This is a genomic window from Streptomyces sp. NPDC085524 (assembly GCF_044541755.1).
Taxonomy (GTDB): domain Bacteria; phylum Actinomycetota; class Actinomycetes; order Streptomycetales; family Streptomycetaceae; genus Streptomyces.
Window position 1 is genome coordinate 30,699 of sequence record NZ_JBITTH010000019.1, and the last position, 23,691, is coordinate 54,389.

General features: G+C 71.8%; 21 protein-coding genes. 17 read left to right on the forward strand and 4 right to left on the reverse strand.

Features of this window, described 5'->3' with window-relative positions; translation table 11 throughout:
* Positions 1 to 4: 4 nt before the first annotated feature.
* Positions 5 to 1,498, reverse strand: coding sequence for a glycoside hydrolase family 26 protein (locus ACIGFK_RS26915; RefSeq protein WP_400053890.1), 1,494 nt, complete (start codon positions 1,496 to 1,498; stop codon positions 5 to 7).
* A 152-nt stretch (positions 1,499 to 1,650) separates the two neighbouring features.
* On the opposite strand from ACIGFK_RS26915, the gene ACIGFK_RS26920 reads away from it, so the two are divergent.
* From ACIGFK_RS26920 to ACIGFK_RS26940, 5 genes are all read left to right on the forward strand, one after another.
* Complete coding sequence (locus ACIGFK_RS26920) at positions 1,651 to 2,997, forward strand: ATP-grasp domain-containing protein (protein WP_376657486.1); 1,347 nt, start codon at positions 1,651 to 1,653, stop codon at positions 2,995 to 2,997.
* A 46-nt stretch (positions 2,998 to 3,043) separates the two neighbouring features.
* A complete protein-coding gene (locus ACIGFK_RS26925) occupies positions 3,044 to 4,315 on the forward strand; it encodes an NAD(P)-binding domain-containing protein (protein WP_376657491.1) in 1,272 nt (423 codons plus the stop codon).
* Positions 4,316 to 4,346: 31 nt separating this feature from the next.
* Entirely contained in the window at positions 4,347 to 4,670 is a 324-nt protein-coding gene (locus ACIGFK_RS26930; RefSeq protein ID WP_376657485.1) for a hypothetical protein, read from the forward strand.
* A gap of 12 nt (positions 4,671 to 4,682) precedes the next feature.
* Positions 4,683 to 6,782 (forward strand): SpoIIE family protein phosphatase, encoded by a 2,100-nt coding sequence (locus ACIGFK_RS26935; RefSeq protein ID WP_376657484.1) that lies wholly within the window; start codon positions 4,683 to 4,685, stop codon positions 6,780 to 6,782.
* A 95-nt stretch (positions 6,783 to 6,877) separates the two neighbouring features.
* Entirely contained in the window at positions 6,878 to 7,045 is a 168-nt protein-coding gene (locus tag ACIGFK_RS26940; RefSeq protein ID WP_376657483.1) for a hypothetical protein, read from the forward strand.
* Positions 7,046 to 7,280: 235 nt separating this feature from the next.
* Here ACIGFK_RS26940 and ACIGFK_RS26945 read toward each other — a convergent pair whose 3' ends face one another.
* Positions 7,281 to 7,724 carry a DUF6299 family protein gene (locus ACIGFK_RS26945; protein WP_376657482.1) on the reverse strand — a complete coding sequence of 148 codons (444 nt, stop codon included), beginning with the start codon at positions 7,722 to 7,724 and terminating at the stop codon, positions 7,281 to 7,283.
* A gap of 154 nt (positions 7,725 to 7,878) precedes the next feature.
* Here ACIGFK_RS26945 and ACIGFK_RS26950 point away from each other — a divergent pair, with 154 nt between their 5' ends.
* Complete coding sequence (locus ACIGFK_RS26950; RefSeq protein WP_400053893.1) at positions 7,879 to 8,478, forward strand: hypothetical protein; 600 nt, start codon at positions 7,879 to 7,881, stop codon at positions 8,476 to 8,478.
* A 57-nt stretch (positions 8,479 to 8,535) separates the two neighbouring features.
* Complete coding sequence (locus ACIGFK_RS26955; protein WP_376657480.1) at positions 8,536 to 9,030, forward strand: DUF5949 family protein; 495 nt, start codon at positions 8,536 to 8,538, stop codon at positions 9,028 to 9,030.
* A 135-nt stretch (positions 9,031 to 9,165) separates the two neighbouring features.
* Here ACIGFK_RS26955 and ACIGFK_RS26960 read toward each other — a convergent pair whose 3' ends face one another.
* Together ACIGFK_RS26960 and ACIGFK_RS26965 are read right to left on the reverse strand one after the other, a co-directional pair.
* On the reverse strand, positions 9,166 to 10,413 hold the full coding sequence (locus ACIGFK_RS26960) for a cytochrome P450 (RefSeq protein ID WP_400053896.1): 1,248 nt from the start codon (positions 10,411 to 10,413) through the stop codon (positions 9,166 to 9,168).
* Positions 10,414 to 10,538: 125 nt separating this feature from the next.
* Complete coding sequence (locus tag ACIGFK_RS26965) at positions 10,539 to 11,690, reverse strand: low temperature requirement protein A (RefSeq protein WP_376657478.1); 1,152 nt, start codon at positions 11,688 to 11,690, stop codon at positions 10,539 to 10,541.
* 297 nt (positions 11,691 to 11,987) lie between these two features.
* On the opposite strand from ACIGFK_RS26965, the gene ACIGFK_RS26970 reads away from it, so the two are divergent.
* The 10 genes from ACIGFK_RS26970 (at position 11,988) to ACIGFK_RS27015 (ending at position 23,691) form a co-directional block, all read left to right on the forward strand.
* Positions 11,988 to 13,397, forward strand: coding sequence for a NarK family nitrate/nitrite MFS transporter (locus ACIGFK_RS26970; RefSeq protein WP_376657477.1), 1,410 nt, complete (start codon positions 11,988 to 11,990; stop codon positions 13,395 to 13,397).
* Positions 13,398 to 13,705: 308 nt separating this feature from the next.
* A complete protein-coding gene (gene pflB, locus ACIGFK_RS26975) occupies positions 13,706 to 15,976 on the forward strand; it encodes a formate C-acetyltransferase (protein ID WP_400053898.1) in 2,271 nt (756 codons plus the stop codon).
* A gap of 79 nt (positions 15,977 to 16,055) precedes the next feature.
* Complete coding sequence (gene pflA, locus ACIGFK_RS26980; protein WP_400053900.1) at positions 16,056 to 16,883, forward strand: pyruvate formate-lyase-activating protein; 828 nt, start codon at positions 16,056 to 16,058, stop codon at positions 16,881 to 16,883.
* Between the two features lie 67 nt (positions 16,884 to 16,950).
* The gene (locus ACIGFK_RS26985; protein WP_400053902.1) at positions 16,951 to 18,057 is read left to right on the forward strand and encodes an MFS transporter; all 1,107 of its coding nucleotides are present in this window, start codon (positions 16,951 to 16,953) and stop codon (positions 18,055 to 18,057) included.
* A complete protein-coding gene (locus tag ACIGFK_RS26990) occupies positions 18,054 to 20,372 on the forward strand; it encodes a molybdopterin oxidoreductase family protein (protein WP_400053903.1) in 2,319 nt (772 codons plus the stop codon). The genes ACIGFK_RS26985 and ACIGFK_RS26990 overlap by 4 nt, the downstream gene beginning before the upstream one ends.
* 6 nt (positions 20,373 to 20,378) lie before the next feature.
* A complete protein-coding gene (locus ACIGFK_RS26995; RefSeq protein ID WP_365170396.1) occupies positions 20,379 to 20,978 on the forward strand; it encodes a 4Fe-4S dicluster domain-containing protein in 600 nt (199 codons plus the stop codon).
* Positions 20,975 to 21,640 carry a ubiquinol-cytochrome c reductase iron-sulfur subunit gene (locus ACIGFK_RS27000; RefSeq protein WP_386465000.1) on the forward strand — a complete coding sequence of 222 codons (666 nt, stop codon included), beginning with the start codon at positions 20,975 to 20,977 and terminating at the stop codon, positions 21,638 to 21,640. Before ACIGFK_RS26995 ends, ACIGFK_RS27000 begins: the two co-directional genes overlap by 4 nt.
* Positions 21,637 to 22,005 (forward strand): hypothetical protein, encoded by a 369-nt coding sequence (locus tag ACIGFK_RS27005; protein ID WP_376657471.1) that lies wholly within the window; start codon positions 21,637 to 21,639, stop codon positions 22,003 to 22,005. Before ACIGFK_RS27000 ends, ACIGFK_RS27005 begins: the two co-directional genes overlap by 4 nt.
* Positions 22,006 to 22,007: 2 nt before the next feature.
* Positions 22,008 to 23,435, forward strand: coding sequence for a NarK family nitrate/nitrite MFS transporter (locus ACIGFK_RS27010; protein WP_376657470.1), 1,428 nt, complete (start codon positions 22,008 to 22,010; stop codon positions 23,433 to 23,435).
* Between the two features lie 37 nt (positions 23,436 to 23,472).
* A complete protein-coding gene (locus tag ACIGFK_RS27015) occupies positions 23,473 to 23,691 on the forward strand; it encodes a hypothetical protein (RefSeq protein WP_376657469.1) in 219 nt (72 codons plus the stop codon).

A 23,691-nucleotide genomic window follows, 5' to 3' on the forward strand; every position in this document is an offset into this window, starting at 1 on the left:
CCGTCTAGAAGGGCCAGTAGCCGGAGTCCTTGCCCCAGTCGACCTTCACGCAGACCGACTGCCTGCCGACGAGCTTGGAGAGCCACTCGCCGAAGTTCAGCGGCATGCACCACTGCCTGGGGTTCTGCGGCGGGGCCTCCGGCTCGGGCGTGGGCTTCGGCGTGGGCTTCGGCGTGGGCTTGGGGGTGGGCCTGGGGGTGGGCCTGGGCTTCGGCGTGGGCTTGGGCTTCGGCGTCGCGGCCTGGGTCGGCTCGGGCTTCGGCACGAGCGGGCTCGGGCTCACAGGAGGGGCGACCGGTGTCGGGACCGGGGGGATCTCGGGCGTCGGGAAGGGCGGGATCTCGGGCGTCGGGAAGGGCGGGATCTCGGGCGTCGGGATCGGAGGGATCTCGGGCGTCGGGATCTGCGGCGTCGGGACGACGGGCGTGGGCACGACCGGGGTGGGCACCACCGGCGTCGGGATCACGGGGGTCGGGACGACCGGCGTCGGGACCACCGGCGTCGGGACCGGGACGGCCTTCTCGGGGGTCAGGGCCTCGCGGAAGGCCTTCGAGGACTCGGGGTTCTGCTTGCACTGCCACACGCCGTGCGGGCAGTAGTCGGTGATGGTGTGATAGAGCGGCTTGTGCTGCTCGATCCACTGGAGCATGCGCCGCACGTACTCCGCGTTGTCCCCGCGCCGGAACAGCCCCCACTCCGGGTACGAGATCTCCTTGCCGTGTGCTTCTGCGAAGTCGACCTGCTGCTGGAGCCCGTACGGCTGGGAGATCTGCTCGTCGAAGGTGTCACCGGGATCCTGGTCGTACGAATCCATTCCGACGATGTCGACGACGTCGTCGCCCGGGTAGCAGCGGGTCCAGCCGATCGCGTCCGTGCCCCGGTTGGGGGCGAAATCGAACTTGAACCGCTGGCCGGGGACGGAGCGCATCGTGTTGACGATGCGCTTCCAGTACGCCTTCCAGTTCTCCGGGTCCGGCCCGCAGCGGTGCGAGTAGGTGGTGCCGTTCATCTCCCAGCCGAGCACGATCACCGTGTCCGGGACGCCCAGCGTCACCAGCCGCTCGGCGAGCCTGCGGAAGTGCACGTCGTACGCGCCCTGCGCGCCCGCCCTGATCAGCTCGGCGACCCGGGCGTCGGAGAGGTGGTCCTCGTTGCGCTCCTGCATGGGCACGTTGAGGACGAACATCCGGTCGGAGCGGGACAGCCGCCACGCCGCCCAGTCGGCCAGGAACGAGACCCGTCCCTCGATGCCGGCCCACTGGTCGCCGGGCAGGTAGGTGTGGCCCACCCGGATCTCCTTGCCGCCCAGCCAGTTCGACAGGAGCGGGATCCGGGCGACTCCGGTCGGTCCATAGTCGAGATAGGCGCCCATGGCGATGTCGTCGTGTCCGGACCAGCCCTTCGAGGGCGCCGCCGAGAGCGCGGCGCCGGTGACGAGCAGTCCGGCCGCGGCCGTACCGATGCAGGTGGTCGCCAGCCGGCGGCGTGGTCTGCGCATGGCGTCTCCCCGGGCTTTCCCGAATCGGTGTCCTTGTCCAAGACGTTAGACATCAGATCCGACGAATGGCCTGCCGGGTGACGGCCTCCTAGGCCATTCGCATCTGCGTAGCATCCTCCGCTTGGTCCGACTAGGTGAAAGACGCCGTTGCCATGCACGCGAATCCCGCCCATGTGCCCGCTGTTGTGCTGAGACTCGACCGCAATCCGTTCCACCACGGAACCCTCGGCGCCGTCAGATCCCTTGGCCGCAAGGGGGTGGAGGTCCATGCCGTCGTCGAGGCCGGGGGAGGTCCCATGGGGCGTTCGCGGTATCTGCGCGCCGTGCATCCCGGGCCGTCCGGCGGGGTGGACCCGGAGGCGCCGGAGGCGTTGCTGGAGTGTCTGACCGGGGTGTCGGAGCGGATCGGGCGGCCGGCGGTGCTCATCGCCATGGACGACCTGAGCGCGATCGCCGTGGCGCGGGTCGCGCCGATGCTGGAGGGCCGGTTCCGGATCCCCCGTCAGCCCGACGACCTGCCGGCCCGGGTCGCGGACAAGGCCGAGCTGGCCCGGCTCTGCGCGCGCTGGGACATCCCGCACCCGGAGACGGCGGTCCCGCGCAGTGCGGCCGGCGCGGCACGGGCCGCATGGCGGCTGGGCCTGCCCCTGGTGGCCAAGTGGAGCCGGCCGTGGCTGCTGCCCGCCGGGGGCGGGGAGCTGCGGAGCACCGTGCTCGTGCGGACCGCCGCCGAGGCGGTCCGGCTCTATGAACGGTCCGCCGAGGCGGGGAGCCCGCTGCTGCTCCAGCGGTTCCTGCCGGCCGGTCCGGACACCGACTGGTTCTTCCACGGCGCCTTCGGCCGTGGCGGGCGGCCGCTGTTCACCGGGTCGGGGCGCAAGGAGCTGTCCTGGCCGGTGCGGACGGGGCTGACGGCGGTCGGCCGCTGGCTGCCGGACCCGGCGGTGGAGGAGGCGGGGCTGCGGCTCGCCGAACGGCTCGGCTACCAGGGGATCCTGGACCTGGACTTCCGCAGGGACGAGCGGGGCGCCTTCCGGCTCGTGGACTTCAACCCGCGCCCGGGCGCGCAGTTCAGGCTGTTCACCGACTCGGCCGGGCTGGACGTCGTACAGGCGATGTACCTGGATCTGACGGGCCAGCGGGTACCGGAGCCCTCGGGCGGACCGGGCCGGGTGTTCGTCGCCGAGAACTACGCCCTGCTGGCCGCGCTCCGGGGCGGCCGGTGCTCCGCCCGGGCCCGGCGGGGGCCGGTCGAGGCGGCCTGGTTCGCGGCCGACGACCCGTGGCCGTTCCTGGCGATGCTCGCCGCCTTCGCGGGACGGGGCGCCGGGAAGGGGGCCCGGGTGCTGAGCGGGTTCCCGGGGCGCGGCCGGCGCACCGCGCTCGCGGCGGTACGGGCGCCCCGCCAGCGGGGCGCGGACCGGACGGGGCGGACGCCGCCCGCACACCCGGCCCCGCCGGAGGCACCGGCGGAGCCGGACGAGTTGGTGACCAGGTGACCGGGCCCGTCCGGCGGGCGGAACCGGAGGAGAGCCCGTGACGCGGATGGACGATCTCGTGGTGGTCGGCGCGGGCCCGTACGGGCTGTCGATCGCCGCCCACGCGGCCGGCGCGGGGCTCGACGTACGGCTGCTCGGGCGGCCCATGGCCTCCTGGCGCGACCACATGCCCGACGGGATGTACCTGAAGTCGGAGCCCTGGTCCTCCAACCTCTCCGCCCCCGACGGCCGGCACACCCTGGCCGACTACTGCGCCACCCGCGGACTGCGCGCGGAACACGGCACTCCGCTGCCGATCGGCACGTTCAGCTCGTACGGGATGTGGTTCGCCCGGCACGCCGCGCCCGAGGTGGAGGAGGTGACCGTCACGGAGATCACCCCCGAGGGCGACGGCTTCCGCGTCCGCACCGCCGAGGGGCCGCAGCTGCTCGCCCGTACGGTGGCCCTCGCGGTCGGGGTGATGCCGTTCGTCCACCTCCCGGCGGCCCTGCGGGGGCTCCCGCCCGGCCACTGCTCGCACAGCAGCGGCCACCGGGACCTGACCCGGTTCGCCGGGCAGGAGGTCGCCGTGCTCGGGGCCGGGCAGGCGGCGCTGGAGACCGCGGCGCTGCTGGCCGAGCAGGGCGCCCGGCCGTCCCTGATCGCCCGGCGCTCCCGGCTGAACTGGAACACCGTGCCGCAGCCCCTGAGCCGGCCCGCGCTGCGCGCCCTGCGCGATCCGCACAGCGGTCTCGGCACGGGCTGGCGCAGCTGGGCGTGGGCGGAGCTGCCGTGGGCGGTGCGCCGGCTGCCCGCGCAGAGCCGGGAGCGGATCGCGGCGACCGCGCTGGGGCCGGCCGGCGCCTGGTGGCTGCGCGAGCGGTTCGAGCGGCGGGTGCCGGTGCTGCTCGGGCACGAACTGCACCGGGCGGCGGCCGTGGGCGGGCGGACCAGGCTCGGCCTGACCACCAGGTCCGGTGAATCGGTGGTCCTGGACACCGCGCACGTCATCGCGGCCACCGGCTTCACCCCGGACCTGGCCCGGCTGGAGCTGCTCGACGCGGGGCTGCGGGCCTCGCTCGCGACCGTGGGGAGCACCGGGACTCCGGAGCTCGGCCCCGGGTTCGAGTCCTCCTGGCCCGGGCTGTTCTTCGCGGGGCTGCTGACCGCTCCCTCATTCGGCCCTTCCATGCGATTCGTGCACGGTGCGGGCTTCACGGCGGGGAGACTGGTGAGAGGAGTCCGAAAGCGCCTCGGCGCCGGAGGCCCGCTGTCGGGCGTGCGCATGATCGCGCCCCGCGGGGCAGCCGCCGGGTCGCCGAGGACGTATCTGCGGTGAGTGCCGGAACTGCGGGTGAGAGAGGTCTGCGATGAGCGCGGAGCGAGCACAGGGCCGTGGCTGGGTGCGGATCCCCGCCAGCCGCGGGGAACAGCCCGCGGCGGCCAGGACCGCGGGGTACGACCCGGCCCGCGGGCCGGCCGGGCCACCGGCGCCGTCCTCGCACCGGGCGCCGTACGGATCCGCGTACGGGCCCGGGTACGGGGCAGGACACCAGGCGGGGCCGGCCGCCGACCACGCCACGATCTACCTCACCCTCGTCAAGCGCTGGCGGGAGGCCGGGCGCACTCTTCCGGGGCATCCTGACGAGGAGTGGGAGCGGCTGATCTCCCAGCCGTGCTGGCCCGTCCGTTAGGTGGTGTGAAGCGTGGCAGCGGCGGAGCAGGACGGCCCCGGGCGGGACCGGCGGCCCGACGGGCGCTCCCCGGCGACCGGACCGGGGGAGCGGCTCGCGCTGAACGGCATGGGCAGCTTCGAGTGGGACCTGGACGCGGGGACGATGGTGCTCGACGAGGCGGGCATGGCCGTCGTCGACGTGGCGCCGGAGGAGTTCGACGGCACGCCGGAGGCGCTCGGGCTGCGGATCCCGCCCGAGGACGCGGCCCGGCTGAACGAGAGCGTGACCTCCGTCCTCGACGCGGGCGGGGACACGTACGGGGCGTACTTCACGGTGCGCCGGCGCGACGGCGCCGACCAGTGGACCCACACCCAGGGCCGGGTGCTGCGGCACCCGGACGGGCGGCCGCACCGGATCGTGGGGATCGTCCGGGACGCCACCCCGGAGCTGGCCCACGCCACCCTGCTGCGCAAGCTGGAGACGGCGCGCGCCCAGCAGACCACGATCGTGCAGCGGACCACCGAGGCCCTGTCGCGGGCGGTGACGGTCGACGACGTGACGGCCGCGCTGACCGGTGCCGGGGCCCTGGAGCGGCTCGGTGCGGACGGGCTGGCGCTCGGGCTGGTCGAGGGCGCCTCCATCAAGATCATTGCGTTGAGCGGGGAGACGCTGGAGATCCTCAGCGAGCGCCAGTTCACCCGGCTGGACGGCTCGCTCCCGCTGTCGCAGGCGGTGCTCTCCCGGAAGGCACGTTTCGTCACCTCCCTCACCGAGCTCGGCGGCGAGTTCCCGCTGCTCTCGGAGTACCTGAACCGGATCCGCTACGACGCGGCCGCCTACCTGCCGCTCATCGCGCAGGCCAAGGCCATCGGCGGGCTGGTCCTCTTCTACCGGCGGCGCAGCGAGTTCAGCCCCGAGGAACGCAACCTGTGCCTGGGCCTCGCGGGCATCGTGGCCCAGTCGCTCCAGCGGGCGCTCCTCTTCGACCAGGAAAGGGAGTTCGCGACCGGCCTGCAGGCCGCCATGCTCCCGCGCCGGATCCCCGAGATCACGGGCGGGGAGATCGCGGTCCGCTACCACTCCGCCTGGAGCGGGCGGGAGGTCGGCGGGGACTGGTACGACGTGATCGCGCTGCCCCGGGACCGGGTCGGCCTCGTCGTGGGCGACGTACAGGGCCACGACACGCACGCCGCGGCCATCATGGGCCAGCTGCGCATCGCACTGCGGGCGTACGCGGGGGAGGGGCACCCGCCGTCCACGGTGCTGGCGCGCGCCTCGCGCTTCCTCGCCGAACTGGACACCGAACGCTTCGCGACCTGCATGTACGCGCAGGTCGACCTGGAGACCGGAGGCGTACGGGCGGTCCGCGCGGGCCACCTCGGCCCGCTGATCCGTCACACGGACGGGCGTACCGGCTGGCCGAACGTGCGCGGCGGCCTGCCGCTGGGGCTGGCCTCCGTCTTCGAGCAGGAGGAGTTCCCCGAGACCCGGCTCGACCTGGTCCCCGGCGAGACCCTCGTGCTGTGCACCGACGGGCTCGTGGAGGAGCCCGGCACCGCCATCACCCAGGGCATGGAGGCCCTCGCCCACGCGGTGCGCAGCGGCCCGCAGGGTGCGGGGGCGCTCGCGGACCACCTCTCCGACCGGCTGTGGGAGCGCTGGGGCTCCGGGGACGACGTGGCCCTGCTGGTGCTGCGCCGGGCCCCCGACCCGGGCACCCACCGGGCCCCGCGCATCCACCAGTACGTGCACCAGGCCGATCCGGAGGGCCTGTCGGAGGCCCGCTACGCGCTGCGGCAGGCCCTGCGCGACTGGGGCATGCCGGAACTCGCGGACGACGTGGAGCTCGCGGCCGGGGAACTGCTGGTCAACGCCCTGCTGCACACCGACGGCGGGGCGGTGCTGACCATGGAGGTACTGCCCGAGCCGGTCCGGCGGATCAGGCTGTGGGTCAAGGACCGCTCCAGCGTGTGGCCGCGCCGGCGCTCCCCGGGCGAGGCGGCCACCACGGGGCGCGGGCTGCTGCTGGTGGACGCGCTGGCCACGCACTGGGGCGTGGAGTCCCGGGGCGAGGGCAAGGCGGTGTGGTGCGAGTTCGACGCGAACGGCAGCCCCCGGAGCATGGGGTGACCGGGCCGTCACGCCGAGTTGTGGGACGGCGGGGGCGGGGTGATGATGCGGACCATGACAGCTTCTGTGTGCGACCGGCTCCGCGGGACCACGCTGTGCGCGGGCTGAGCAAGGGCGCGGTGACGGGCATCCTGGCCCTGATCCTCCTGGCCGTCGGGGTGCCGACGGTCGTGGACCGGACGACGGGACGGCCGCACGCCGTCCCCGGGTGCCAGTCGGTGGCGTTCATGTCGATGACGGACGTCGCGCCCGAGTGCCGCTAGCGGCGCTGCCCGGACACCCGGTGCGGGCCCGCGCCCCCGGCCCGGCGCTTCCGATGCTCGGCCGTCGGCCGTCGGCCGCCGGGCTCGGAGCTCCGCCGTCGGGCTTCGGGGCCCCGACCTCGGCCCGTCGGGCTTCGGGCCGTGGCTTCGGCCCGGCCCGGCCCGGCCCGGAGCGCCCGCGCCCCGGCAGCGGCGGCCGCCGGACCGGCGGGCGTGCGTGGCGGGCCCGTACCGCTCAGCGATCCGCCAGGACCCGGCCGTCCCGTGTGTCCTGGGCGACCGTGGCGACCGCCGACGGCATGAGGCCCGACAGGTGGATCTCCTGGAGCTCTGCCGTGACCGTGGCCCGGCCCGGCCGCACGCTGCGCGTCGCGAAGCCGGGCGCGTGCGCCTCCCAGCTGCGCTCCGTACCGTCGCAGACGACCTGCCCGCCGCCGATGCTGAGCTGGTGGCCCTCCTGCAGGACCGCAGCCTTGATCTGCATCGCTCCCATGGGTGAAGCCTGTTCGCAGTGATAGGTGCCGGAAAGGGTGACGGTGCCGTCCCCGGAGATATGAACGTCGGGCTGTACGGAAACACCCTGGTTGAAAACGGTGGCCCCGGCAGGGGCGGTGAATACCGCGGTCGCGGCCAGTGCGGACAGGGCTGCCAGCGCCATTCGGCGGCCGGAGATGCGCATTCTTCCTCCAAGGGATCGCGGCGGCGGGAATCCGCCGGAACGAATTGTGCTGGCAGGCGGGCGCGCTCACTGCCTCCGCGCACTCGTGTCGGTGTGTGCAATTCCTTGCCCGGGCGCGTGAGACTGGCCGCAATACATCCCGAAGGGATCCCGAATGCGCCACTCCCCCCGCCCGTTTCCCGTACTCGCCGCCACCGCCCTCGTGCCGCTGCTCCTGCTCGGCGCCACGGCCTGCGACGGCGCCCCCGAGGGGGCCGCGCTCGCCCCGGCCGCCGCGCCCGCGGTCCCGGTGGACGACGGGGCCCCGGGCGCCGCGGGGGCACCCGTGCGGGCCGGCGCGAAGGACGCCCGTGTGGGTGACCGGCTCCGGGTGCGCGGGCAGCGGATCGGCCGCCACCTGGAGGTCGTACTGGCCGCGTACGTCGACCCGGCGGTCAGCGTGCAGAAGGACTTCGCCCCGACTGCCGGGAAGCGGTGGGTGGCCGCCTCGATGTCGTTCGTCAACGTGGGCGGGGACTCGTACGGGGCGCTCGGACGCATGTGGGCGCACGACAGCGCGGGGCAGCGCCACCCGGTGGTGTCCGCCGGTGAACTGACCACGGGCAAACCACTCGTCTTCGATTCCCTCGAGGTCGGTGAACGGGCCGAGGGCTGGGTGGTGTTCGAAGTCCCGGAAAACGCCCGCATCGACCGGCTCCAGTACCAGGACGCGAACATCCGGTCGAATTTCGGAGAGGGATTCTGGGCCGTCTAGCCCGCCCGGGTGAAAGGCCGTGAAATGCTCGGCGGCCGGACCACTAGGGTGCGGCGCATGACTTCTACACAAGCCGAAATCGACCGGACCCAGCTCGGCACCCTTTCCGTGCTCGCCTGGATCGGCGACCCCTCCGAGGCGCACGACATCCCGTACCTCCTCGCCTACACCCTCGGTGACGGCCCGGGCGGCCGGGAAGCCGGCGAGAGGGCGGCCCGCGGGCTGCTGGAGGAGATCGGCCTGCCCATCGGCGACGTCGTCATGGACGGCACCCGCAACCCGGCCGGCTTCCCGGTGCAGATCCTGCTGGAGGGCAACCAGATCGCGCTCACCCTGCCCGGGATGAACGCGCGGTGCACCGCCCCCGACGAGTGGGTCGCCGCGGCGGACGAGAGCGGACAGGCGTACTTCCTCTTCGCCACGCGGGCCTGGCCCGAGGCCGTCCCCGGCGAGCCGGTCTCCCCGGAGACCCTGCAGGCGTTCGCGGGCGACGAGGCGGTGCTCACGGGCAGCGCCCACTGCGTCCTCTCGGTGCGCCGCCTGCAGAAGTAGCCGCGCCGCCGCCGTGCGGCACAGCGCTCCGGCCGCCGGGCTCCCAGCCTGCCCGGTGGCCGGCCCTTCCGGTCGTTCCGGCCCTTCCGGCCCTTCTTCCGGTCCTTCCGGGCCGTCGGGGCCGTCGGGGCGCCGTCAGGGGCGCTCGAAGGCGAACTTGAGGGAGCGGACCCGGTTGTCGAAGTTCGACCCCGCCAGATCGGGCAGGCCGACCGCGCGCAGCCCGACCGGCCGGGTCAGCAGTTCGTGGAACAGGGCCCGCATCTCCACCCGGGCCAGGTGCGCGCCCAGGCAGAAGTGCGGGCCGCCGCCGCCGAAACCGAGGTGCGGATTGGGCGAGCGCGTGATGTCGAAGGCGTCCGGGTCGGGGAAGACCGCCTCGTCGCGGTTGGCGGAGGCGTAGTACAGCACCACCTTGTCGCCCGGGCGGAACAGGTGCCCCTCCACGGTGTGTTCGGCCACCACCGTCCGGCGGAACTGGATGATCGGCGTCGAGTGGCGGATCATCTCCTCGACCGCGCCGTCCGCGTACTTCTCGAAGTCCGAGAGCAGCAGGTCCCGTTGGTCCGGGTGGTCGGTGAGCAGCGTCAGCCCGTGGGTGATCGCATTGCGGGTGGTCTCCACCCCGGCGACCATCAACAGGGAGAAGAAGGCGCCGAGTTGCCGGGCACCGAGGGCCTGGCCGTCCACGTTCGCGCAGACCAGCGCCGAGATCAGGTCGTCGGTCGGGTTCTTGCGGCGCTCGCGCCCGATGCCCGCCACCATCCGCTGCATGCGCGCGAGGGCCCGCAGGCCCCGGCCGGGCATCCGCAGCCGGGAGGCCAGGCCCCGTTCCACGCCGATGTTCTCGGAGGCGTGGTTGACGCGGTCGGCGATCTCGGGGCGGTAGCGCTCCGGGATGCCCATCATGTTGCAGATGACCTCCAGGGGCAGCCGCGAGGCCACCGCCGAGACGAACTCGTCCGGCCGCCCGTCCAGTACGTCGTCCACGATGCGGGTCGCCACGGCGTGGATGTCCGCCTCGGCGGCCGCCAGCAGACGGGGCGTGAAGGCACGCTGCACGATCCTGCGGAGCTGGGCGTGGTCGGGGCCGTCCAGGTTGACCATCGAGTCCCCGAACAGGGCGCGGACCCAGCGGGCGGGCTCGGGGGTGGTCACGCCGGGGGCACTGGCGAACACCTTGGGGAGGCGGCTGGCCTCCTGCACGTGGGCGTGGCGGACGAGGGCCCAGTGGCCGGTCCCTTCGGGGACGAAGACGGGGCCGCCGGCCTCTCTGAGCCGGGCGAAGGCGGCGAGTCGCCGCGCCGGGGGCAGTTGCCAGAACCCTGGCTCGGCCAGTTCCCTGCCGGGGGCTCCGGCGGTGCGCTGTGCGGGGAGTGTCATGGCCTGCCAACGCCGCCGGGGGCGCGGGGGTGACGGTCCGCCTGCGGCGCCGCTCCTGGGGCTCCGCCCCAGACCCCGCGCCTCGAACGCCGGCGGGCTGAACGTGCCTCCGGCGGCGCAGGCGGTCAGCCGGTGTTCGGCCTCGTGGACAGGGTCAGGCCGACGGCGACGGTGGCCGCGCAGACCAGCCCCGCGTACAGCACCGCGTACGCGCCGGCCCACGTGCACGCGAGTACGACGACGGACGACACCGGCAGGGTCAGCTGCTGCGCCACCCCCCGCTTGAAGTGGCGGGAGTGCAGGAGCCAGACCATCAGGAGGAACCCTGCGCTCGGCACCGTCACGGCGGCATTCGCGGCCACCTGCGAGATGTGCGCCGCACCGACCGCGTGTTCGACCGCCACCTCGATGCCCGCCCCGATCGCCGCGCCCGAGGCGAAGATCAGCAGGTGGCCGTACCCCCACGGGATGGCCTCCCGGTTGGTGTTCAGCCGTTCGTGCATCGGCACCGCGAAGTAGATCCACCACGCGGCGAAGACGATCAGCAGCCCGCCGCCGGCGATCGGCAGCAGCAGACCCACCGCGTCGTGCTCGTCGAGCGCCGACTTGACCGCCACCGTCGCCGCCGAGATCGTCTCGCCCAGCACGATGATGGTGAACAGCCCGTACCGCTCCACGATGTGGTGCGCGTGCCACGACGTCTGGTGGTTGTGCTCGGCGATCGCCGGAACGAGCAGCTCGGCGACGACCAGGACGAGGAACAGCCAGCGCTTCGCGCCGTCCGGGGCGAACAGCAGCGCCACCCATCCCGCCTGGCAGATCACCAGCCCGGCCGCGTACGTCAGCGCGGACTTTCTCGCGGCGCCCTCTTCCCCGGCCGCCGCCCGCAGCCACTGGGCCGTCAGCGCGATGCGCATGATGATGTAGCCGATGACGGGGACCGTCCAGTCGTTCTCGTCGAAGGCGCGGCTGAGCCCCGCCGCGTAGACGAGCACGCCGACGATCTGGACGAAGGTCGCGAGCCGGTACGGGACGTCGTCGACGTCGTAGGCGGAGGCGAACCACGTGAAGTTCATCCACGCCCACCACACGCCGAAGAAGACGAGGAAGTAGCCGGTCACCCCCGCCCCCGGGTGGCCCTCCGCCAGCGCGTGCACCAGCCGGGCGCCGGCCTGGGCGATGGCGACGACGAAGCAGAGGTCGAAGAACAGTTCCAGCGGGGTGGCCGCGCGGTGGAGCTCGTCGCGGCGGCGGGCGGTCATTGCTAGGTAGGCCATACCGGCCAGCAGAGCAGACGGGCGCCCGTTCAGCAGCCCGGACGCGCAGCCCGCACCGCCCGCGTGCCCCGGGCGGACTCTCCCCCGGCTACCGCCGGGAGGTGCCGCGCGGGTGCGCCCGTACGACGTCGGCGAGGGGCGGGGACTGCACGTCGAGGTGGCCGGCGGCCGACCAACGCACTGTGGGCGGCGGGACCTTGTCCCGTCGCCCGCAGTGCCTTCTCCTCTGCCGCGGGGCCGGCAGCCGGGCGGAACCTGGATAGGCAAGGACACCCCTCGACACCTGAGGACGAAGCCATGACTTCCGCCACGCAGGAAGCGGTACGGCCGCAGCTCGCCGATCCGGCGCAGTACCGTCCGGGCCGCACGATCACCGACTGGACGCCGGAGGACCCGTCCTTCTGGCGGACCACCGGGAAGAAGGTGGCCACCCGCAACCTGTGGATCGCCGTGCCGGCCCTGCTCGTGGCCTTCGTGGTCTGGCAGGTCTGGAGCATCACCGCGACCAACCTGAAGGACGTCGGCTTCGGCTTCAGCCAGTCCCAGCTGTTCTGGCTGACCGCCGTCCCCGGCATCACCGGCGGAACGGCCCGCATCTTCTACACGTTCCTCGGCCCGATGATCGGCCAGCGCCGCTTCACCGCGCTCTCCACGATCGTGCTGATCGTGCCGCTGCTGTGGCTGGGCTTCGCGGTGCAGGACCCGTCGACCTCGTACACGACGATGATCGCGATCGCCGCACTGTGCGGCATCGGCGGCGCGAACTTCTCCTCCTCGCTCGCCAACATCGGCTTCTTCTACCCGAAGCAGGAGAAGGGCAACGCGACCGGCATCAACGGCGGCCTCGGCAACCTGGGAGTCTCCGTCGTCCAGCTCCTCACCCCCATCCTGATCACGTCCTCGGTCCTCGCGATCGGCGCGGGCCAGGAGAAGGCGAACGGCTCGGAGATCCACCTCCAGAACGCGGCCTTCGTGTGGGTCCCGGTGCTGGTCGTCCTCGCCGCGGTGGCCTGGTTCGGGCAGAACGACCTGAAGGTGGCCTCCACCCCCTTCAGCCAGCAGAAGATCATCTTCAAGCGCAAGCACAACTGGCTGATGACCTGGCTCTACGTCGGCACGTTCGGCTCCTTCATCGGCTTCGCGGCGGCGCTGCCGCTGCTGATCAAGACCACCTTCCCCGCGTACTCGGTGGCCACCTACGCCTGGATGGGCCCGGCCCTGGGCGCGCTGGCCCGCTGGGCGGGCGGCTGGATCGCGGACAGGCTGGGCGGCGCGCGGGTGACGATCCTGTCCTTCGTCGGCATGGCGGCCTCGATCATCGGCGTCATCACCTTCCTCCCTTCGGGCTCGGACACCGGTTCCTTCTACGGCTTCTTCTTCTGCTTCCTGTCGGCGTTCTTCTTCTCGGGCATCGGCAACGGCTCGACCTTCCGCCAGATCCCGGTCATCTTCCGGGGCCGGCACCTGAAGGGCCTGACGGAGGGCACCCCGCAGTACGCGGCCGCACTGAAGCAGGCCGAGATCGAGTCGGGCGCGGTGACCGGCTTCACCGCCGCCATCGCCGCCTACGGCTTCTTCTTCATCCCGGCGATGTTCGCCAACTTCGCGGTGACGAGCGCGATGTGGGGCTTCGTGGCCTTCTACGCCTCCTGCGTGGTCGTGGCCTGGTGGTTCTACGCCCGCCGAGGTGCCGAGGCGCCGAGCTGAGCCCCCGGCCCGCCTCCTGGGGCTCCGCCCCGAACCCCCGCGCCTCGAACGCCGGCGGGGCTGAAAACTCGGCCCCGTCGGCGCCCGGCCTGGGCGCCCTGCCGCTGCGAGATTCTTGTGAAGCTTTTCACAAATGCGCGATGGGCTTTCGGCTCGTGCGAAATGCCAGGTCAGGGCGGTGTCGGTGCCCGTCGGGCGGCAAACGGCGGGACCTTCGGGCCCCAGCTCAGGACCAACGCGGAGGCAAATGATCGATCAGAAGGCGTGCAATGGATACAAGCAACGAGGCGACTGGAAAGGTGCGGGCGATGACGGCCACTCCTGCGGAGACCACGAAGAACGGCGAGCCCTGGGAGGGCTTCAGGGGCGGACTGTGGCGCGACGCCATCGACGTCCGCGACTTCATCCAGCAGAACTACACGCCCTACGAGGGAGACGGCTCCTTCCTCGCCGGTCCCACCGAGCGCACCACCGCCGTGTGGAAGTCGATCACCGACAAGTTCCCCGAGGAGCGCGAGAAGGGCGTCTACGACGTCGCCCACGACATCCCGTCGACGATCACCGCGCACGCCCCCGGCTGGATCGACCGCGACAAGGACCTGATCGTCGGCCTCCAGACGGACGCCCCCCTCAAGCGCTCGATCATGCCCAACGGCGGCTGGCGCATGGTGGCCGGCGCCCTGGAGACCTACGGCTACCCGGTCTCCGCGGAGCTGGAGAAGGTCTTCACCGAGTACCGCAAGACCCACAACGCCGGTGTCTTCGACGCCTACACCCCCGACATCCGCGCCGCCCGCAAGGCCGGCGTCGTGACCGGCCTGCCGGACGCCTACGGCCGCGGCCGCATCATCGGCGACTACCGCCGCGTGGCCCTCTACGGCGTCGACCGCCTGATCTCCTTCAAGCAGGAGGAGAAGGAGGAGCTGAACTCCCTCCCCGCCGGGAACCGTTCGCTGGAGGAGACGATCCGGCTGCGCGAGGAGCTCTCCGAGCAGATCCGCGCGCTCGGCGAGCTCAAGGCGATGGCGGCCTCCTACGGCCACGACATCTCCGGCCCGGCCGCCACCGGCCGCGAGGCCATCCAGTGGCTGTACTTCGCCTACCTGGCCGCCGTGAAGGAGCAGAACGGCGCGGCCATGTCGCTCGGCCGCACCTCCACCTTCGTCGACGTCTACCTCCAGAGGGACATCGAGGCCGGCCGCCTCACCGAGGAGCAGGCCCAGGAACTCGTCGACGACTTCATCATCAAGCTGCGCATCGTCCGCTTCCTGCGCACCCCGGAGTACGACGAGCTCTTCTCCGGCGACCCGACCTGGGTCACCGAGTCGATCGCCGGCATGGGCGAGGACGGCCGGCCGCTGGTCACCAAGTCCTCCTTCCGCTACCTCCAGACCCTCTACAACCTCGGCCCGGCCCCCGAGCCGAACATGACGGTCTTCTGGTCGCCGCAGCTGCCGCAGGGCTTCAAGGAGTTCTGCGCCCGCGTCTCGATCGACACCTCCTCGGTCCAGTACGAGTCCGACGAGCTGATGCGCCCGCGCTTCGGCGACGACACCGCCATCGCGTGCTGCGTCTCCGCCATGCCGGTCGGCAAGCAGATGCAGTTCTTCGGCGCCCGCGTGAACCTCGCCAAGACCCTCCTCTACGCGATCAACGGCGGCCGCGACGAGAAGTCGGGCGTCCAGGTCGGCCCGTCCACCGGCGCCCTCACGGCCGGGGTGCTGGACTACGACGAGGTCATGGCCAAGTTCGACGAGCAGATGGAATGGCTCGCCGCGACCTACGTCCACGCCCTGAACGTCATCCACTACATGCACGACAAGTACGCCTACGAGCGCATCGAGATGGCCCTGCACGACCGCGACGTGCGCCGCACCATGGCCTGCGGCATCGCCGGCCTCTCGGTCGCGGCCGACTCGCTGTCCGCCATCCGGTACGCGAAGGTCTCCCCCGTCCGCGACGAGACGGGACTCGCGACCGACTACCTCATCGAGGGCGACTACCCGGCGTACGGCAACAACGACGACCGCGTCGACTCCATCGCCGTGTGGCTGGTCGAGGAGTTCATGAAGAAGGTGCGGAGGCACCCGGCCTACCGCGACGCCGAGCACACCCAGTCCGTACTCACGATCACCTCGAACGTGGTCTACGGCAAGAAGACCGGCAGCACCCCGGACGGCCGCCGCGCCGGCGAGCCGTTCTCCCCGGGCGCCAACCCGATGAACGGGCGCGACACCCACGGCTACGTCACCTCGGCGCTGTCGGTCGCCAAGCTGCCCTACGAGGACGCCGAGGACGGCATCTCGCTGACCAACACCGTCACCCCCGACGGCCTGGGCCGCACCCCCGAGGAGCGGATCAAGAACCTGGCGGGAGTCCTCGACGGCTACATGGCGGTCGACGGCTTCCACATGAACGTGAACGTGCTGGGCCGGGACACGCTCATGGACGCCATGGAGCACCCGGAGAACTACCCGCAGCTGACCATCCGCGTCAGCGGCTACGCGGTGAACTTCGTCCGCCTCACGCGGGACCAGCAGCTCGACGTCCTGAACCGCACCTTCCACGGCTCGCTGTAGGGCCGCCCGGACCGCGCGGCCCGGGGCCGGGCCCTCACCCCGGCCCCGGGGCCGTGCACCCACCTCTGGAGCACCTGCCATGACCGTCCTCTTCGGTACGAGCATCCCCGTCGGCCAGGCCGCGGCCGTCGCCGTCAGCGCCGGGCGGACCCCGGCCGCCGCCGCGACACAGCGGACCAGCGAGGGCTCCGTGCACTCCTGGGACCTCTCCACCGGGGTGGACGGCCCCGGGACGAGGTTCGTGACCTTCCTGTCCGGGTGCCCGCTGACCTGCCTGTACTGCCACAACCCCCACACCATGAAGATGCGGGCCGGCAAGCGCACCTCCGCCGACGACGTCATCGCCGAGGCCCGCAAGTACACGCGGTTCATCGCCGCGGCGGGCGGCGGGGCCACCGTCTCCGGCGGTGAGCCGCTGCTCCAGCCCGTCTTCGCGGGCGAGCTCCTGCACCGGATGAAGCACGACCTCGGCCTGCACACCGCCCTCGACACCTCGGGCTTCCTGGGCGCCCGCGCCACCGACGCGCTGCTGCGCGACGTGGACCTGGTCCTCCTCGACATCAAGTCCTGGGACCGCGAGACGTACGAGCGCCTCACCAGCCGCCCGCTGGAGCCCACCCTGGACTTCGCCCGCCGCCTCGCGGACCTCGGCAAGGAGGTGCACCTGCGGTTCGTGCTGGTGCCCGGGCTGACCGACGCCCCCGAGAACATCGAGGGCGTCGCCGCCTTCGCCGGCACCCTCGGCAACGTCTCACGGGTCGACGTCCTGCCCTTCCACAAGCTGGGGGAGAGCAAGTGGCAGGCCCTGGGCATGGAGTTCACCCTGCACGACACCCCCTCGCCCACGCCGGAGCAGGTGGCCGGGGCCAAGGCAGTCTTCGCCGCTCACGGACTGAAGGCCGTCTAACCCGTTCGGCCCAATAGCGAATACCTCATAACGGGCCTAAACGGTACAGACCACTTAGCGTGGTGCTGTGTCCGAGCCCACCGAAGTCCTCACCGAAGCCCCACCGCCGGAGCCGCCGGCCCAGCCGCCCCAGACCCCGCCGCCGGCCGGGAAACCCGTCGCCCTGCGGGCCACCCTGGCCGGCACCGTCGTCTCACTGCTGCTCATCGCCGCGATCGTGCTCGGCAGCCGCCTCCTGCGCGACTTCGACTCGGCGCTGCTGCCGTACGCCGTCGCCACCGTGTTCCTCGCCTTCGGCGTGGCCTACCGGTACACCGTGTGGGTCTCCGCACCCGGTGCGCGCCGCCTCTTCAAGAAGGGGTTCGGCAGTTTCTTCTCCGCGGAGAACTTCCGCAAGGCGCCCACCGCACTGCCGAAGATGATCGCGACCTACCTGGGCTTCCAGAAGTTCCTCGGCGCCCGCTCACGCGCCCGCTGGGCCGCCCACCAGCTCATCTTCTGGGGCTGCATCCTGGCGGCGCTCATCACCTTCCCGCTGACCTGGGGCTGGTTCACCTTCACCTCGAGCACCGGCTCCGGACCGGGGTACGAGATGCGGATCTGGGGGTTCAAGGTCCTCGGCTTCGACTCGCTGGACTTCCTTGGCTGGCTGATGTTCCACGGCCTGGACGTCGCCGCCGTCCTCGTCATCCCCGGCGCCTCGTACTTCCTGTGGCGCCGGATGAAGGACCGGGGCGCCATCACCGGGCAGCGCTTCGCCTACGACCTGCTGCCGCTGATCTGCCTGATCGTGATCTCCGTGACCGGGCTGCTGCTGACCTTCTCGTCGATCTTCCTGCACGGCGGCGGCTACGAGTTCCTGGCCGTCCTGCACATGGTGTCGGTGGTGTTCACCCTCATCTACATCCCGTTCGGGAAGTTCTTCCACATCGTCCAGCGCCCCGCCGCCGTCGGCATGCAGCTGTTCAAGTACACGGCCCGGCAGGACGACCAGGTCTTCGCCTGCAAGCGCTGCGGGGAGCCCATCGACACCACCCCGTACGTGGAGAACCTGCGCGGCACGATGCAGGACCTGAAGCTCGACTTCAACGCCTTCGTCGAATACTGCCCGCGCTGCAAGCGGGTCCTGCGCGGTGGCGCCTATCTGAACCACGTGAAGAAGGGCTTCAAGTGACCGCGACGGACCCCGCCCGGACCGCCCCGCTGCCCATCGACCCCTCCATCGCCCCACCCGGCACCCGCAACTTCCGAGACGCGGGCGGCATCCCCGCCGACCAGTGGCACGCCGACCAGAACGGCGAGACCCTCGTCCCCACCCACTGCTGCTTCTGCGGCGTGCAGTGCGGGATGTACCTGCGCGTGGACCGGGGCGGCAAGGTCTTCGGCGTCGAGCCCCGCAACCACGACATCAACCGGATGCGGCTGTGCCCGAAGGGCATCAACGCCTACCAGCAGGTCAACCACCCCGACCGGCTCACGAGCCCGCTGCTGCGCCGCTCCCGGGACGAGGAGTTCAGGGAGGTCTCCTGGGACGAGGCCCTGGACTTCACCGTCTCCGAGATCCGCCGCATCCAGGGCGCCCACGGCAACGACGCCTTCGGCCTGCTCGGCGGCGCCAGCCTCTACTCCGAGAAGACCTACCTGGTCGGCAAGTTCGCCCGGGTCGCCCTCAAGACCCGGCACGTCGACTACAACGGCCGCCTGTGCATGGTCAGCGCCGCGGGTGCCAACAAGCTGTCCTTCGGCATCGACCGGGCCGCCAACCCCTTCTCCGACATCCTCCTCACCGACTGCCTGCTGATCGCCGGGTCGAACGTGGGGGAGTGCTTCCCGGTGATGACCCAGTACCTGTGGGGCGCCCGGGACCGCGGTGCCTCGCTGATCGTGGTCGATCCGCGGGAGACGGCCATCGCCCGCACCGCCGACGTCCACGTCGCCCTCAAGCCCGGCACCGACTCCGCGTTCTTCAACGCCGTCCTGCACGTGGTCATCGCCGAGGGCCTGACGGACGAGGCCTACCTCGCCGCCCACACCACCGGCTGGGACGAGGTCAGGAAGACCGTCCAGGACTACCCGCCCGCCCGCTCCGCCGCGATCTGCGGGGTCCCCGAGGAACAGATCGTCCGGGTGGCCCGCATGTTCGGCGGCGCGGAGAAGGCCATGGCCTTCCACGCGCGGGGGGTCGAGCACCACTCGCAGGGCGTCGAGAACTGCCTGTCGATCATCAACCTGTGCGCGGCCACCGGGAACCTCGGCAAGCCCGGCGCCGGCTACGGCACCATCACCGGCCAGGGCAACGGCCAGGGCGGCCGCGAGCACGGCCAGAAGGCGGACCTGCTGCCCGGCGGCCGCTCCATCATGAACGAGGAGCACCGCCGCCAGATCTGCCGGATCTGGGGCATCGAGGAGTCCGAACTCCCACCCGCCGGCACCTCCATGATGGAGATGGTCTGGCAGATGCAGCGGCAGGAGATCCGCGGCCTGATCGGCATCTGCAACAACCCCTTCGTATCCCTCCCCAACTACGGGGCGGTCAAGGAGGGGTACGACCGCCTCGAATTCCACGCCCAGTTCGACTTCTTCCTCTCCGAGACCGCGTCCAACGCACACGTGGTCTTCCCCGTCACCGTGTGGGCCGAGGACGAGGGCGTCATGGCCAACACCGAGGCGCGCGTCGTCAAGCACAACAAGGCCCAGGAACCGCCCGCCGGAGTGCGCACCGACACCTGGGTGATGTGCGAACTCGCACGGCGCCTCGGCGTCGGCGACAAGTTCGACTTCCCCGGCTCCCGCGAGGTGTTCGAGGAGCTCCGCATCGCCTCCGCCGGAACGGTCAACGACTACTACGGCATCACCTACGAACGCCTGGAGGAGACCGGCGGCATCATGTGGCCCTGCCCCAGCACCGACCACCCGGGCACTCCCCGGCTGTTCGAGGGCGGCAGGACCTTCCACCCCGACGGGAAGGTCCACATGCAGGTCGTCGAGTGGCACGCGCCGATGGACCCGTACACCGAGGAGTTCCCCCTCTCCCTCACCACCGGCCGTACCGTCGCCCACTTCCTCTCCGGCAACCAGACCCGCCGCCTGGGCGCCCTCGTCGAGCAGACCCCGCGCCCCTGGGTGGAGGTCCACCCCTCGCACGGCTTCCGCAACGGCGACCCGGTCAGGGTGGTCACCCGCCGCGGCAGCGAGGTCTTCCCGGCCCTGGTCACCGAGGCCATCCGGCCGGACACCGTCTTCATCCCCTACCACTGGCCCGTGCCGACGGCCGCGAACGCGCTGACCATCGACGCCCTCGACCCCCGCTCGAAGATCCCCGAGTACAAGGTCTGCGCCGCCCGGATCGAGGCCGGCGAACGGGTCGACGAGGTGCCCGCTCCGCCCACGGCCCCGGGCCGCGAGGCCTACCCGGAGACCCAGGTCTCCCGCACCGACCCGCTGCCGCCCACGTCCTCCCAGGGCCGTGGCACGGCCGAGAGGAGCTGACCCGCCATGATGGGCCGCACGATCTTCATCGACCCGGGTCGCTGCATCGGCTGCCAGGCCTGCGTCTCCGCCTGCCGCGAATGCGACTCCCACCGCGGCAAGTCGATGATCCACCTGGACTACACCGATCCCGGCATGTCCGTCGCCTCCCTTCCCACCGTCTGCATGCACTGCGAGGACCCGGTCGCGCCGTGCGCCGAGGTCTGCCCCGCCGACGCGATCCTGGTGACCGCCGACGGAGTGGTCCAGCAGGCCGACACCACCCGCTGCATCGGCTGCGCCAACTGCGTCAACGCCTGCCCCTTCGGCGTCCCGAAGATCGACCTCCAGGCGAAGCTCCAGATGAAGTGCAACCTCTGCTACGACCGCACCGCCTACGGCCTGGCACCCATGTGCGCCACCGTCTGTCCCACCGGAGCCCTCTTCTACGGAACCCTCGAAGAGCTCCAGGCCGAGCGCCCCGGCGTGCAGGTCGCCGACTCCTTCGCCTTCGGCGACGTCGTGGTCAGCACCGGCGTGGCGATGGTCGTCCCCGCCGACAAGGTCCAGTGGCCCGTCCCCGGGGGTCTGCCCGTCGTAGAGGTGAATGGAGTCGATGTCCGTTGAGTCTCACCGAACAGCCCCCTCCGGCCTCCACCCCCGGCCCGGACCCCGACGGGGACGCCGCCGCCGAGCAGTTGCGCGACCGGATCAGCGCCGACTCCCTCACCACCCGCCGCGACTACCTGCGGATCGTCGCCACCGTCTCCGGCGGCCTGGCCGTCGGCGGTGTCGGCGTCGCCGCCGGCATCCTGCACCGGCACGGCGACAGCGAGGAGCTCCCCGAGCCCAAGAAGGTCACCGACGTGCTGGCGCCCGGCCAGTCCGTGGCCTTCCGGTTCCCCGGCGACGAGGACCGGGCCGTCGCCGTCCGGCTCGCCGACGGCTCGCTCGTCGGCTACTCGGCCGTCTGCACCCACCTGGCCTGCGCCGTGCTCTGGCGCGAGGACCGGGGCCCCGAAGGGGAGCTGTACTGCCCCTGCCACGAAGGCGTCTTCGACGCCCGCACCGGTGAGGTGACCGCGGGCCCGCCACCGCGCCCGCTCCCCAGGGTCTTCCTGACCGAGCAGGCCGACGGCAGCGTCTGGGCCATCGGCACCGCCCGGTCGGGAGAGCCGGCCAAGGACGCCCTCTGCCGGCAGTTCGGCGATTCCCACCCCGAGTACTCGCTGCAACTGCGCTGCCCGGGAACGGAACGCGCCGCCGAGCCCGAGAGGAAGCACACATGAGTGCCCCGCAAGTGCCTCCGCGCCCGGAGTACCACCCGGGCAGCGCCCAGCCCCGGCTGAACCGGCCGGTCCACGAGCGGTATCCGCAGATCCGCTCCACCAGCGGCTACGGAGACCCGCGGATCCGCCGCACGGGCCCCGGCCCGGGAGCCGGCACCGAGCAGGAACCGGAGCGGTCCTCGAAGCTCAACGCACGTCTGGCCCTGGCCCTCACCGTGGTCATCGGACAGCTCTGGGCGCTGACGGTGACCGTCAACGAGTGGATGAAGGGCAACACCGGAACGGCCTGGTGGGGGGCGGGATTCCTGATCCTGTCCTTCCTCGTCGTGCTCGGACTGTGGCTCCTCGACCCGAAGGACCGATGACCATGTCGATGCCCACGCCCACCCCGCCCGCGGTGCGCTCGCACCGCGCGGAGACGTACAAGCCCGGCGCCACCATCGGCGACTGGCGGCCCGAGGACGACGGCTTCTGGCGGTCCACCGGGCGCAGGGTCGCCCAGCGCAACCTGTGGGTCTCGATCCCCGCGCTGATGCTCGGCTTCGTGGTGTGGCAGGTCTGGTCGGTGACCGTCGTCAAGCTGAACGACGTCGGCTTCGGCTTCTCCAAGTCGCAGTTGTTCTGGCTGACCGCGATCCCCGGCATCACCGGCGGTACCTTCCGGATCCTCTACACCTTCATCGGGCCGATCTTCGGCGAGCGGAAGTTCACCGCCTTCAGCACGCTGATCCTGGTCGCGCCGATGCTGTGGCTCGGCTTCGCCCTCCAGGACAACGGCACCCCCTACTGGGAGCTGGCGCTGATCGCGGCCGTCTGCGGCATCGGCGGCGCGAACTTCGCCTCCTCGATGGCCAACATCGGCTTCTTCTTCCCCAAGCGGGAGAAGGGCAGTGCCAACGGCCTCAACGGCGGGCTCGGCAACCTCGGCGTGAGCGTGGTCCAGCTGGTGGCTCCGCTGGTGGTCACCGCGGCCGTGCTGGGCGCCCCGGCGGGCGGCCCGCAGCACGACGCGAAGAACGACACGGACATCTGGCTGCAGAACGGCGCCTTCCTGTGGGTGCCGCTGCTGGTGATCATGGCGGGGCTCGCCTGGTTCCTGATGAACGACCTCAAGGTGGCCGCGGCCCCCTTCAGCCAGCAGAAGATCATCTTCAGGCGCAAGCACAACTGGCTGATGACCTGGCTCTACGTCGGCACCTTCGGCTCCTTCATCGGCTTCGCCGCCGGCCTGCCGCTCCTGATCAAGAACAACTTCGAGTCGCAGGGCTACCAGGCCACCACCTACGCCTGGATCGGCCCCTTCATCGGCGCGCTCATGCGCTGGGCGGGCGGCTGGCTCGCCGACAGGATCGGCGGTGCGAGGGTCACCATGCTGTCGTTCGTCGGCATGGCCGCCTCCCTGGTCGTGGTGATCTTCGCGCTGCCCTCGGGCGGCGACCAGGGCAGCTTCTGGGCCTTCTTCATCGGCTTCCTCGCGGCCTTCGCCTTCTCCGGCCTGGGCAACGGCTCGACCTTCCGGCAGATCCCGGTGATCTTCCGGGACCAGCACATGCGCGAGGCGGAGGGCAAGGGCCCCGAGGCGCAGGCGGCAGCGCTCAAGCAGTCCGAGATGGAGGCGGGCGCCGTCACCGGCTTCTCCTCCGCCATCGCCGCCTACGGCTTCTTCTTCATCCCCGCGATGTTCGCGGCGATGGCCGTCACCAACGCGCTGTGGATCTTCATCGGCTTCTACGCCACGTGCCTGGCGGTCTGCTGGTGGTTCTACGCCCGCAAGGGCGCCGAGGCCCCGAGCTGAGCGGAGCGGGCGCCGGGGGCGGCCGTACCCTGGAGCCATGAGCACCTCCGCCGCCCCCGACCCGCATCCCGAGCCCGCCGCGAAGCCGGAGCCCAGGCCGGAGAGCAAGCCCAAGCCCAGGCTGGTCTTCGACGACCCCCTGGACCAGCAGTCCTCGGACGACACCGACCGCGGCTGGGGCGAGCGGCCGCCCGCCGGCGGAAGCGCGGCCGACCTGGCCCGCTTCCTCGACGAGAAGCCCCCGCACCACATCTGA